The sequence below is a fragment of the Microbaculum mangrovi genome (assembly GCF_051390635.1).
In the GTDB taxonomy this organism is placed as follows: Bacteria; Pseudomonadota; Alphaproteobacteria; order Rhizobiales; family Tepidamorphaceae; genus Microbaculum.
Window position 1 is genome coordinate 744,920 of the sequence record NZ_JBPODT010000002.1, and the last position, 12,036, is coordinate 756,955.

13 protein-coding genes are annotated in these 12,036 nt (G+C 65.3%); 6 read left to right on the forward strand and 7 right to left on the reverse strand.

Annotation, left to right across the window (positions count from 1 at the left end):
* The first annotated feature begins 170 nt into the window (after positions 1-170).
* A complete protein-coding gene (locus tag ACSF9G_RS09950) occupies positions 171-1,226 on the forward strand; it encodes a polysaccharide deacetylase family protein (RefSeq protein WP_436641053.1) in 1,056 nt (351 codons plus the stop codon).
* An 18-nt stretch (positions 1,227-1,244) separates the two neighbouring features.
* Here ACSF9G_RS09950 and ACSF9G_RS09955 read toward each other — a convergent pair whose 3' ends face one another.
* A complete protein-coding gene (locus tag ACSF9G_RS09955; protein WP_436641055.1) occupies positions 1,245-1,520 on the reverse strand; it encodes a DUF2842 domain-containing protein in 276 nt (91 codons plus the stop codon).
* Between the two features lie 84 nt (positions 1,521-1,604).
* Here ACSF9G_RS09955 and ACSF9G_RS09960 point away from each other — a divergent pair, with 84 nt between their 5' ends.
* The gene (locus ACSF9G_RS09960; protein ID WP_436641057.1) at positions 1,605-2,735 is read left to right on the forward strand and encodes a COX15/CtaA family protein; all 1,131 of its coding nucleotides are present in this window, start codon (positions 1,605-1,607) and stop codon (positions 2,733-2,735) included.
* Between the two features lie 22 nt (positions 2,736-2,757).
* Here ACSF9G_RS09960 and ACSF9G_RS09965 read toward each other — a convergent pair whose 3' ends face one another.
* The 4 genes from ACSF9G_RS09965 to ACSF9G_RS09980 form a co-directional block, all read right to left on the reverse strand.
* Positions 2,758-4,044, reverse strand: a complete 1,287-nt coding sequence (locus ACSF9G_RS09965) for an O-acetylhomoserine aminocarboxypropyltransferase (protein WP_436641059.1) — start codon at positions 4,042-4,044, stop codon at positions 2,758-2,760.
* 105 nt (positions 4,045-4,149) lie between these two features.
* Complete coding sequence (locus tag ACSF9G_RS09970; RefSeq protein ID WP_436641061.1) at positions 4,150-4,686, reverse strand: CoA-binding protein; 537 nt, start codon at positions 4,684-4,686, stop codon at positions 4,150-4,152.
* Between the two features lie 35 nt (positions 4,687-4,721).
* Positions 4,722-5,558 carry an enoyl-CoA hydratase gene (locus ACSF9G_RS09975; protein WP_436641063.1) on the reverse strand — a complete coding sequence of 279 codons (837 nt, stop codon included), beginning with the start codon at positions 5,556-5,558 and terminating at the stop codon, positions 4,722-4,724.
* Positions 5,559-5,566: 8 nt separating this feature from the next.
* On the reverse strand, positions 5,567-6,160 hold the full coding sequence (locus ACSF9G_RS09980; RefSeq protein WP_436641065.1) for a hypothetical protein: 594 nt from the start codon (positions 6,158-6,160) through the stop codon (positions 5,567-5,569).
* A gap of 176 nt (positions 6,161-6,336) precedes the next feature.
* On the opposite strand from ACSF9G_RS09980, the gene ACSF9G_RS09985 reads away from it, so the two are divergent.
* The 4 genes from ACSF9G_RS09985 to argC all read left to right on the forward strand — a co-directional run bounded on the left by ACSF9G_RS09985 (position 6,337) and on the right by argC (position 9,074).
* Positions 6,337-6,753 carry a PaaI family thioesterase gene (locus ACSF9G_RS09985; RefSeq protein ID WP_436641067.1) on the forward strand — a complete coding sequence of 139 codons (417 nt, stop codon included), beginning with the start codon at positions 6,337-6,339 and terminating at the stop codon, positions 6,751-6,753.
* A gap of 191 nt (positions 6,754-6,944) precedes the next feature.
* Entirely contained in the window at positions 6,945-7,409 is a 465-nt protein-coding gene (rplM, locus tag ACSF9G_RS09990) for a 50S ribosomal protein L13 (protein ID WP_436641069.1), read from the forward strand.
* A gap of 2 nt (positions 7,410-7,411) precedes the next feature.
* On the forward strand, positions 7,412-7,897 hold the full coding sequence (rpsI, locus tag ACSF9G_RS09995; RefSeq protein WP_436641071.1) for a 30S ribosomal protein S9: 486 nt from the start codon (positions 7,412-7,414) through the stop codon (positions 7,895-7,897).
* A 148-nt stretch (positions 7,898-8,045) separates the two neighbouring features.
* Positions 8,046-9,074: an N-acetyl-gamma-glutamyl-phosphate reductase gene (gene argC / locus ACSF9G_RS10000; protein WP_436641073.1), complete on the forward strand. Its 1,029-nt coding sequence runs from the start codon at positions 8,046-8,048 to the stop codon at positions 9,072-9,074.
* A 21-nt stretch (positions 9,075-9,095) separates the two neighbouring features.
* On the opposite strand, the gene ACSF9G_RS10005 is transcribed toward argC, so the two are convergent.
* On the reverse strand, positions 9,096-9,938 hold the full coding sequence (locus ACSF9G_RS10005) for an EamA family transporter (protein ID WP_436641075.1): 843 nt from the start codon (positions 9,936-9,938) through the stop codon (positions 9,096-9,098).
* A gap of 88 nt (positions 9,939-10,026) precedes the next feature.
* Positions 10,027-11,832, reverse strand: coding sequence for a class I poly(R)-hydroxyalkanoic acid synthase (gene phaC, locus ACSF9G_RS10010; protein WP_436641077.1), 1,806 nt, complete (start codon positions 11,830-11,832; stop codon positions 10,027-10,029).
* Positions 11,833-12,036: the final 204 nt, after the last annotated feature.

Below are 12,036 nucleotides of genomic sequence, written 5' to 3' on the forward strand. Positions count from 1 at the left end.
CGCACGTGCGTCCGGCCCGATGTCACCGCCGGTCCTCGTGGGATCGGCATGGCAGGCTGTGCGCTCCCGGAACGCCGGTCTGCCCGCGACCCCGTCCATCAAGCAATGCTTAGCAATTGCGCGGCATTTTGGGGCGCATTGGCATCGAGTTCTCGCAGAGAGCATCAGCAATGAACCGGCGAAAAACGGCCATCTTCAAGGCCGGCCTCGACACGCTGTACTATTCCCGCGCGCACCGCGCGCTGGCGCCGTTCACCTGTGGTGCCGGTATCATCTTCACGTTGCATAACGTCTTTCCCGGCGCGCCGCCGGCCTTCGCGCCGAACCGGATACTCACCGTCACGCCGGAATTCCTCGAGGCCGTGGTCGTGCGCATCCGCGCCGCCGGTCTCGATCTCGTCGGCCTGGACGAGGCGCAGGCGCGGCTTCGGGGGGAGGGAGACGGCCGCCGTTTCGCCTGCCTGACCTTCGATGACGGCTATCGCGACAATCTCGAGCACGCCTACCCGGTGCTGAAGCGCCATGACGTGCCGATGGCGATCTATGTGGCGACCTGCATGCCGGACGGCACCGCCGAGCTGTGGTGGCTGGCGCTCGAATTCGCCATCGCTGCCGCCGATTCGATCGAAGTGCCCACCGCCGCGGGCACCGAAGCGCTTTCCTGCGACACGCTGGAACGCAAGTACGATACCTACGAGACGGTCTACTGGCGCCTGCGCGCCATGGACGAAGAGGGCAAGCGGGCGACCGCCCGCGAGATCGCCGCGCGCGCCGGCATCGACATGGCCGCGGTCGTGCGCGACCTGTCGATGACCTGGGAGGAGATCGCCCGACTATCCGCCGATCCGCTGGTGACCATCGGCGCGCACACCGTGACCCATTCCGCGCTGGCCAAACTGACCGATGCCCAGGTCGAGTACGAGATGGCCGAGAGCCGCCGCCTGATCGGAGAGCACACCGGTGTCCGCCCGCGCCATTTCGCCTATCCCTACGGCGACGCCGGCTCGGCCGGCCCGCGGGAGTTCGCGCTCGCCAACCGCCTCGGCTTCGCCACGGCGGTGACGACCCGTCCGGGCGTCCTGTACCCCGAGCACGGCGACCACCTGACGGCATTGCCGCGGGTCTCGCTGAACGGCGACTACCAGTCGCTGCGTTATCTCGACCTGTTCCTGACGGGCGCGCCGTTCGCGCTGTTCAACCGCTTCCGCCGTGTCGACGCGGCCTGAGATCTAGAAGTGGAAGGTCTAGAACCGGAAGGTCTGGGGCGGGTTCGGCCGCGGCACCTTGCGCATCCATTTGATCAGCATCATTGCGGGAAGCGTCCAGGCGAATCCGGCGACGAGGTAGTAGACGAACTGGATCGCGCCGCTCAGGGAATCGATGTAGCGCGCGCCGACCTCCATCGCGATCAGCACGTAGATCGGCACGAAAATCGCCAGCATTGCCACGCCGATCCAGCGTCTTGTCCGGTAGCCCATCGTCTTCCTTCGCTTTCGGCCGGTATGGCCAGGTGACTTCATGCCACCGTTCCGGCCGGTTGCCGCTTTGTCGATCACGGTCTAACTAGGCCCAACGGCGAAGAGAACCAACCGGTGATTTGAACCATGGCGAATTCCGACATCGCGGCGGGCGAGGCCGCTACCCCCCGGCAGATCGCGGCGCGTCCCTTCATCCGCTACTGGCTGTGGTTCATGGCGTTTCTGGTTCTCGCCATGGTGATGGTCGGTGGCGCGACGCGGCTCACCGAGTCCGGCCTGTCGATCACCGAGTGGAAGCCCGTCACCGGCGCGGTGCCGCCGATGAGCCAGTCCGACTGGCTCGATGCCTTCGAGAAGTACCGGCAGATCCCGCAATACGAAAAAGTCAACAAGGGCATGAGCCTCGACGAGTTCAAGACCATCTACTGGTGGGAGTGGGCGCACCGTCAGTTCGGCCGTCTGATCGGCGTCGCTTTCTTCGTGCCATTCGTCTGGCTGCTGGCAACGAGACGGGTGGAGCGGCGACTGGTGCCCTGGCTCGTCGGCGCCTTCGCGCTCGGCGGCCTGCAGGGCGCGCTCGGCTGGTACATGGTGACGAGCGGTCTCGTCGAGCGCGTCTCGGTCAGCCAGTACCGGCTGGCGGCCCACCTGGTGCTCGCCTCGGCGATCTTCGCCTATCTGATCTGGGTTGCCGAAAGCCTGCGCGATCGCCCGGCGGAGGCGGTCAGTCGGGGCCGCCTGCGAACGACCGCCGGATTGATCGTCGTCCTCGTGCTGCTGCAGATCGTGCTCGGCGCCCTTGTCGCCGGCCTCGACGCGGGGCTGACCTATCGGACCTGGCCGCTGATGGACGGCCGGTTCATCCCCGATGGTCTGTGGATGCAGGCGCCGGCCTGGCTGAACGTCTTCGAGAACATCACCACCGTGCAGTTCGACCACCGCATGCTGGCGTATCTGCTGATGCTGGTGACCTTCCTCCACGCCATCGACACGTTCGGGTCGGCGGGCGAGGGGCCGGCGCCGGCGCGCGCGGTCTATCTGGCGGGGTTCACCTTCGGGCAGGCCGGTCTGGGCATCGCGACGCTGCTGATGGGCGTGCCCATTCTCATCGCGCTCGCCCATCAGGCCGGCGCCATGATCGTTCTGGCGATGGCCACCGTGCACTATTACGGCCTGCGCCATCCCGCGGGCGCGCCACAGCCGCTTCCCGGCGCCAGCGTAAAAGAAACCCCTCTGGAGGATATCCAGAGGGGCTGAAAACGTCTCGGTCGATGACCGGTCAGGCCGAGGCGAGGGCCTGGTCGAGATCGGCGATGATGTCTTCCTTGTCCTCGATGCCGACCGAAAGCCGGATCACGTCCGCTCCGGCGCCCGCCGACGTCTTCTGCTGGTCGGACAGCTGGCGGTGCGTGGTCGAAGCCGGATGGATGATCAGGCTGCGGGTGTCGCCGATATTGGCCAGATGCGAGAACAGCTTGGTGCTCGACACCACCTTCACGCCGGCGTCGTACCCACCCTTCACGCCGAAGGTGAACACCGCGCCGCCGCCCTTCGGGCAGTACTTCTGCTGAAGCGCGTGATAGCGGTCGCCCGACAGGCCGGCGTAGGACACCCACGCCACCTTCGGATGGCTCGACAGGTATTCGGCCACCGCCTGGGCATTGTCGCAGTGGCGCTGCATGCGCAGCGACAGGGTCTCGATGCCGGTCAGGATCAGGAACGCGTTGAACGGCGACAGGGCGGGTCCGAGATCGCGCAGGCCGAGCACGCGGCAGGCGATGGCGAAAGCGAAGTTGCCGAAGGTCTCGCCCAGGATCATGCCCTGATAGGACTCGCAGGGCTCCGAAAGCGTCGGATAGCGCCCCTCGCGCATCCAGTTGAAGGAGCCGCCGTCGACGATCAGGCCGCCGATCGAGTTGCCGTGTCCGCCGAGGAACTTCGTCGCCGAGTGCACGACGATGTCGGCGCCGTGCTCGATCGGCCGGCACAGATACGGGGTCGCCAGCGTGTTGTCGACGATGAGCGGCACACCGGCACGACGCGCAACCTGCGCGATCGCCTCGATGTCGACCACGACGCCGCCCGGATTGGCGACCGACTCGATGAAGATAGCCTTGGTCTTCGGCGTCACCGCCTTCTCGAAGCTGGACGGGTCGGTGGAGTCGGCCCACACCACGTTCCAGTCGAACTTCTTGAACGAGTGGTTGAACTGGTTGATCGAGCCCCCGTAGAGCTGGCGCCCGGCGACGAACTCGTCTCCCGGCTGCAGCAGCGTGTGCATGACCAGAACCTGGGCGGCATGGCCCGAAGCCACCGCGAGCGCGGCGGTGCCGCCTTCAAGCGCGGCGATGCGTTCTTCCAGCACGGCGCAGGTCGGATTGCCGATGCGGGTATAGATGTTGCCGAAAGCCTGCAGACCGAACAACGACGCTGCGTGGTCCACGTCCTCGAACACGAAGGAGGTCGTCTGGTAGATCGGCGTCGCCCGCGAGCCGGTCGTCGGATCGGGCTGGGCGCCCGCATGGATTGAAAGGGTGTTGAACCCCGGCACGTGTTCTTCGCTCATAGGATTTCCCTCTTGGTGACTTGTCCGCGCCGGAAAAGGATCGGCCCCGGGCGGATGCTACTTTGAATACTGGACAGATGCCGCAGGGGCGTCAATTCATTCCTGCTAGGAAAGATTCCCATCTTTTTTCAATGTCATACGTTGAATTCCTCCCACGGACAGAGTGGGACGCTTGCTGGAGACCATGCCCCGGTTGACGCCGGCCCAGGCGATCTCTCCGGACAGCCGTCCGTACTCGATCTTCGGGCACCGGTTCATGACGACCTTCAGCCCGGCGGCCTCGGCCTTCGCCGCGGCCGCGTCGTTGCGTACGCTAAGTTGCATCCAGACGACCTTCGGACGCGGATTGAGCGTCAGGGCCTCGTCGACGATGCCGGCGGCCGCCTCCGATGAGCGGAAGATATCGACCATGTCGATCGCCTCGGGGACGTCGGCGAGGCTGGCATAGACCGTCTGGCCCAGGATTTCCTTGCCGGCCTGGCCCGGATTGATGGGAATGACGCGATAACCCTTTTCCAGCAGATACTTCATCGCGAAGTAGCTCGGCCGGATGGAGTTGGCGCTGGCCCCGACCATGGCGATGACCTTGCACTCATCGAGGATGCCGCGGATGTAGTCGTCGGAATAGCGGTCGTGATTCATGGGCTCTGCGGAGTTCATTAGGGGGGGGGAGCGGACTATTTCCCGGTCCACACGGGTTTGCGCTTTTCGAGGAAGGCGCCGATGCCTTCCTCCGCATCCCGCGCCAGCATGTTCTCGGTCATGACCTGGGCGGTATATGCGTAGGCGTCCGCCAGCGGCATCTCGCGCTGGCGATAGAAGGCTTCCTTGCCGGTTTTCACGGTCAGCGGCGACTTGTCGGCGATCAGGCGCGCCAACGTCATCGCCGCCTCGAAGGCCTGGCCCTCGGGCACGACGCGGTTGACGAGGCCGATCGCCTCGGCGCGGGTCGCGTCCGCCATCTCGCCGGTCAGCAGCATTTCCATGGCGTGCTTCGGCGCCACGTTCCGGGTCAGCGCCACCATCGGCGTGGAGCAGAACAGGCCGATATTGACGCCGGGCGTGGCGAACCGGGCGCCGGCGCCGGCAACCGCGAGATCGCAGGTCGCCACGAGCTGGCAACCCGCCGCCGTGGCGATGCCGTCGACCGCGGCGATGACGGGCTTGGGGCAGGCGACAATTGCCTGCATGACGGCGCTGCACTTGGCGAAGATCGTCTCGAAATAGGCCCGCCCGCCGTCGGCCTGCGCCCGGGCCTCGGTCATTTCGCGCAGGTCGTGGCCCGCGCAGAAGGCCGGCGGCGCGCCGGTCAGGACGATCGTCTTCGTCTCCGCGTCGTCGTGCAGGTCGGCGAAGGCGGCCGTCAGCGCGTCGAGCAGGCATTCGGCCAGGGCGTTCCGCGCGGCCGGCCGGTTGAGGGTGAGGACGGTAACCGCGTCCTCGCGGCGGACAAGCAGCGGTGGCGCATCCGTGGTGCGGGAGGATGCCTTGTCGATCGTCTCGGCTGTCGACATGACCCGCGCTACTCGGAGTCGGCGATCTGCTTGATCTGGTCGGCGTATTGCGACACGACCTCGATATTGCCGGCCGGCGGGCGCAGCTGGCTGATCTGAGCCATCTGCTGTTCGAGCATGCCGATGAGCTGTTCTTTCTGCTCGCTGGGAATCGACTTGTCGTTCTTGATCTGACCGATCGCCTCGGCCATCTCGCTGTCGACGCTGCCGCCGCCTTCTCCGCGCTCGGCGAAGGAATAGGCGAGCATCACCGAATAGGCGACCTGAACCCAATCCTGGATCGACGCAATGCCGTAGTTCTGGATGATGCCTTCCATTTGCGCGCGGGCATCGGCGTATTGCGCGTATCCGGCAACGAAGCTCGACGGATCCTCCGGGTCGACCTCGGCCTGGCCGTATTTCTCCTTCAACTGCTGTTCGAGCGCATGCAGTTCGGGATAGCTGCCGATGAAGCCTTCCACGAGTTCCGGGGTCAGCGGGACCTGCGGCGGAAGCTGCTGGCTCTGCGCGCTCGCGGGCTGGGGCGCGGCAAGCGATAGCAGGCCGAAACTGGCGGTGACCGTGGCAATCGCGAAAGTGAGTCTGCGGAGCAGGACGATCATTTTGTCGGGATCCTGGGCTGTGCCGGTACTTCTGGTTCAAATCCGATCGTATTGAACGGCGCGGGCGCCGCCTGCCCTTGCCGCGGTGCCAACCGGCATGGCAAAGCAGGGGCCGGACGACATGGACAGCAAAGCGGGGCAATCCTATGGCGGTCGCCGGTGAAACGCCACTGCGAATGACGGCGCGGGACGTCGAAGCCTTTCTCGACAGTGAATTTCCGCAGATGCAGCACGGTGGAAAGTCCTACGGGATCGAATCCGTGCGGCCCTTTGGTGCCGTGGTGCGAATGGACTTTCACGACAAGCACGTTCGGCCGGGCGGCACCATTTCCGGCCCGGCGATGATGGGGCTCGCCGACTATGCGATGTACGTGGCGCTGCTCTCCAACATCGGCCCGGTCGCATTGGCAGTGACCACCAACCTGTCGATTAATTTCCTGAGACGGCCCGCTCCCGTCGACATGCTTGCGGACTGCACCATCATCAAGCTCGGCAAGCGGCTCGCCGTCGGTGAAGTCGCACTTTTCTCCGACGGCTCCGACGAGATGGTCTCGCACGCGGTGCTGACCTACTCGATCCCCGACAGTAAGTGAGGTATTATATTACCGCATTTATAAGCCGCTGTGTTCATTAGGGAATTTTCCGGTAGTCAGAGAAGATAGGACTTGACCACGGTCCGTCCGAAAGTTACATAGCCTTCCCGAAAGAGGCGCCCCGGACGGGCGTCGTTTTGCATGCGTTGCCGGCATGGGTCCGGTGGGCGCTTTATCCGACAGGTGAATTCATGAAGACCTATTCGGCGAAACCGGCCGAGGTGGAAAAGCAGTGGGTCGTGATCGACGCCGACGGTCTCGTCGTCGGCCGTCTCGCCGCGCTCATCGCCACCCGGCTTCGCGGCAAGCACAAGGCGACGTTCACCCCGCATGTCGATTGCGGCGACAACGTCGTGGTCGTCAATGCGGACAAGGTGGTTCTCACCGGCCGCAAGCGCGAAAACAAGACCTACTACTGGCACACCGGCTATCCCGGCGGCATCAAGGAGCGCACCGCGGCCAAGATCCTCGACGGCAAGCACCCCGAGCGGGTGGTCGAGAAGGCCGTTGAGCGCATGCTGCCGCGCGGACCGCTGGGCCGTCAGCAGATCAAGAACCTCCGGGTCTATGCCGGCCCGAACCATCCCCACGAGGCGCAGCAGCCCGTCGCCCTCGACGTGGCCTCCCTCAATTCGAAGAACGTCAGGAGCCAGTGACCATGAGCGAACAGGAACTCCAGTCGCTCGAGGAGCTCGGCGGCGCCCTGGGACAGGGCGAGGCGAACGAGGCCCCGGTGTACGAGCAGAAGCTCGACGCGCAGGGCCGCGCCTATGCCACCGGCAAGCGGAAGAATGCGATCGCCCGGGTCTGGATCAAGCCGGGCTCCGGCGTGATCACGGTCAACGGTCGCGATTTCGAGAAGTACTTCGCGCGGCCGGTGCTGCGCATGGTGCTGCAACAGCCGCTGGTCGCGGCCAACCGGCAGAACCAGTACGACGTCGTCTGCACGGTGACGGGCGGTGGCCTGTCGGGTCAGGCCGGCGCGGTGCGTCACGGCGTTTCCAAGGCCCTGACCCACTTCGAGCCGGAGCTGCGGCCCGTCCTGAAGAAGGGTGGCTTCCTGACCCGCGACTCGCGTGTCGTCGAGCGTAAGAAGTACGGCAAGGCCAAGGCCCGCCGTAGCTTCCAGTTCTCGAAGCGCTGACCCGCGGGGCAGGCAGCGCAGGTTTATCGGAAGGGCGCCCTCGGGGCGCCCTTCTTGTTTCACGGCAGAGAAATCCATCGTCTTAGGCTTCATGGCCCGCAAGAACGGAGCGTGGGCCTGAAATTCGATGCAGGAAACGGAGACAGACATGACCACGACGAAGGTCGCGATCCTCGGCGCCAGCGGTTACACCGGAGCGGAGCTCGTCCGCCTGGTCGCGCGTCACCCGTCCCTGCAGATCGCCGCCATGACCGCCGACCGCAAGGCCGGCCAGGAGATGGCGGAAGTCTTCCCGCATCTGGCGATCCTCGACCTGCCGCCGTTGACCACGATCGAGGAGGTCGACTGGTCGGGCGTCGATGCGGTGTTCTGCGCGCTGCCGCACGCGACCACCCAGAAGGTGATCGCCGGCCTGCCGGAGCGGCTCAAGGTCGTCGACCTGTCGGCCGATTTCCGGCTCGAGGATCCCGAAGTCTACAAGACGTGGTACGGCCACGAGCACGCCGAGACGGAGCTGCAGAAGCAGGTCGTCTACGGCCTGCCAGAGTTCTATCGCGACAGGATCAAGGGCGCGCGGATCGTTGCCAATACCGGTTGCTATGTCGCCACCGCGCTGATTCCGCTGATCCCGATCCTGAAGGCCGGTCTTGCCGATCCGGACTGGATCGTCATTGATGCGAAGTCCGGTGCCTCCGGCGCGGGCAGGGCGGCGAAGGAAGCCAATCTCTTCACCGAGGTATCCGAGGGTTTCCACGCCTATTCGGTCGCCGGGCATCGGCACATGGGCGAGATCGATCAGGAACTGTCGAAGGCCGCCGGCCGGCCGGTGGTGGCGAGCTTTACGCCGCATCTCTTGCCGCAGAACCGGGGCATTCTGGCGACGACCTACTTGAAGGGCGAGGCCGACGGGATCCACGCCCACCTCGCGGACCGGTTCGCCGACGAGCCCTTCGTTCACGTGCTGCCCTATGGCAAGACGCCGGCGACGCGGCACGTGCGCGGTTCCAACCACTGCCTGATCGGCGTTGTCGCCGACCGTCAGCCGGGCCGCACCATCGTCATCTCGGTACTCGACAACCTGGTGAAGGGCGCAAGCGGCCAGGCGATCCAGAACCTGAACCTGATGCTGGGACTGCCGGAGACGACCGGCCTGGAGCAGGTTCCCCTGTTTCCGTGAGGACGCGGCGGCGTCGCCGTCTCAAAGCCTGAGCAGGACCAGCCCGGAAAGCACCACGGCGACGGACAGCATCCGCGCCGTGGTCAGCTTCTCGCCCAGGAACACGACTCCGATCACCACGGCCATGACGACGCTGGTCTCGCGCAGGGCGGCGACCAGCGCGATCGGCGCCACCGTCATCGCCCAGATGACGATGGCGTAGGCGACGATCGACAGGGCGCCGGCGAGGAGGCCCGCCTTCCAGTTCTCGGCGAACATCGCGCCGACGCCACGCCCGCGCGCCAGCATCGCGTAGAACAGCAGTGGAAACCCGTCGAGGACGAACAGCCAGGCGGTATAGGCTAGCGCGTCGCCGGCCGTCCGCGCGCCGAGGCCGTCGGAAATCGTGTATCCGCCGATGAACAGAGAGGTCGTCAGCGCGTAGACCGCGCCCTTCGGCGCCTCCATCAGCACCCTGATCCCGCGGTCGAAGGTGAGGGCGATGATGCCGAGGCCCAGCACGACGACGCCGAGGACCTTCAGCGGCCCCAGCGCTTCGCCGACGATGAACAGGCTTGCCACCAGTGTGATCAGCGGCGCGGTGCCGCGCGCCAGCGGATAGACCTTGCCGAGTTCGCCATGCTGGTAGGCGTTGGCGAGGAAGACGTTGTAGCCGATGTGCAGGAGCATCGAGGCGATTAGCCACGGCCAAGCGTCGGCGGGCGGAAAGGGCAGCAGCACGACGCCGGGCAGGGCGATCAGCGCCCCGAAGGTGGCCAGCAGCGTCACCACCGCCAGCCGGTCGCCCTTGATGCGGACGATCGCGTTCCAGCTGGCGTGCAGCACGGCGGAAAACAGGACGAGAAGGGCGACGGACAGGGACACGGCACGAGCGCGAAAGACTGGATCGCGCCAACCTATAGCGTCGTCATCAAACTGTCACAAATGCCCTGCGCTCAGAGGAGGCCTGCGTTCAGCTCTTCACCTTGACGTAGCGGCCGGGGGCGTCCTCGATCGGCTTGTACTTCCGGTTGCCCGGCGCGCGCGCCGCGACCTGCTCCTTGCTTAGCTTGGAGACCCACGCCTGCCAGTCCGGCCACCACGAGCCGGGATGCTCCTTCGCCTTCGTCAGCCAGGTATCGATCTCGCCGGCCGGTTTCGTGCCGGTCCAGTACTGATACTTTCGCTTGTCCGGCGGGTTGACCACGCCGGCGATGTGTCCGGAGCCGGCCAGCACGAAGCGTACCGGACCGCCGAAGCAGCGCGAGCCGAGAAACACCGATTTCGCCGGCGCGATATGGTCTTCCTTGGTTGCCAGGTTGTAGACGGGGATCTTCACCTTCTTCAGGTCGAGTTTCACCCCGGCGATTTCCATCTCGCCGCGCGACAACCGGTTCTCCAGATAGCAGTTGCGCAGGTAGAAGCTGTGGTTCGCCGCCGGCAGGTGGGTGGAATCGGAGTTCCAGTAGAGCAGGTCGAACGGGAAGGGCGCGCGCCCGCGCAGGTAGTTGTTGACCACGTAGGGCCAGATCAGGTCGTTGGATCTGAGCAGGTTGAAGGCGGTCGCCATCCGCCGGCCCTCCAGATAGCCGCGATCGGCCATGTCCTCCTCGACCGCGCGGACCTGGGCCTCGTCGACGAACACCTTCAGGTCGCCGGCATGGGTGAAGTCGACCTGGGTGGTCAGGAAGGTGGCACTGGCAATGCGGGTGTCGCCGGTCTCGGCCAGGTAGGCGAGGGTCGCCGCCAGCAGTGTCCCGCCGACGCAGTAGCCGCCGACATTGACCTTGTCCTGCCCGGTGATATCGCAGACCACGTCGAGCGCGGTGAGGATGCCCTCCTTCATGTATTCCTCGAAGGACTTGCGCGCGAGCCGCCCGTCGGGATTGACCCAGGAGATGCAGAAGACCGTGTGGCCCTGTTCGACGAGCCAGTGGAACAGCGACTTTTCCGGCCTCAGGTCGAGGATGTAGAACTTGTTGATCCACGGCGGCACCATCAGGAACGGCCGCTTGTAGACCGTCTTGGTCGCCGGCGCGTACTGGATGAGCTGCATCAGCTCGTTCTCGAACACCACCTTTCCGGGCGAGAGCGCCAGGTTGCCGCCGACCTCGAAGCCGGCCGGGTCAGACTGGCGGATCTTCAACTCGCCCTTGCCCAGCTTGATGTCCTCGGCGAGCATCTTCATGCCGCGCACCAGGTTCTCGCCGTTGGACTCGAGCGTTTCCTGCAAGAGCTCCGGATTGGTCAGCACGAAGTTCGACGGCGAGATCGCGTTGGCGATCTGGCGCACGTAGAACCGCGCCTTGTGACGCGTGTGCTCGTCGATGTCCTGGGTTTCCTCCACGAGCGTTTCCGCCCAGCGCGCCGTCAGCAGATAGGCCTGCTTGAGGAAGTCGAACATCGGGTGCCGATGCCACTCCGGCGCGGCGAACCGCTTGTCGCTTCGGTCCGGCTCCGCCACCGGCTCGGCATCCTCGCCGGCCATGCGCCGGAGTGCCTGCGTCCACAGGTTCAGGTATCCCGACCACAGCCGGTTCTGCGCTTCCATCGCCTTGCGCGGATCGGAGAGCCATTTCTCCGCGATCTGCGACAGCGTCTTGGCGGCGTGGTTCATCTCCTCGGCGAAGATGAGCTTGGCCTCGCCCTTCTCGCTGCCCTCGAACATGGCGGCCAGCGCTTTGCCGCCTTCCTCGGTGAGTTGGGCCATGTTCTGCGCGAACGCTTCCGGGTCGCGGATCGTGAAGCTCTGGTCCGGGTTTCTCGTCGTATCGTCCATGAGTAGCGCGGCCTCTGTTTCCGAACCGGGGGTTCGCGATTCATCCTAACATGACGAGGCGTTGCGTCGCCGTTTTGACATATTGGATTTGTACCGCGAATTGCCACAGCCCGGGCGCATCAGTTAAGCCATGATTTACCATCCCTCGTCGGTTTGCCAGCGAACCAGGCGGCGAGGGTGCCTCGGGCCGGGACGTTTGGACAA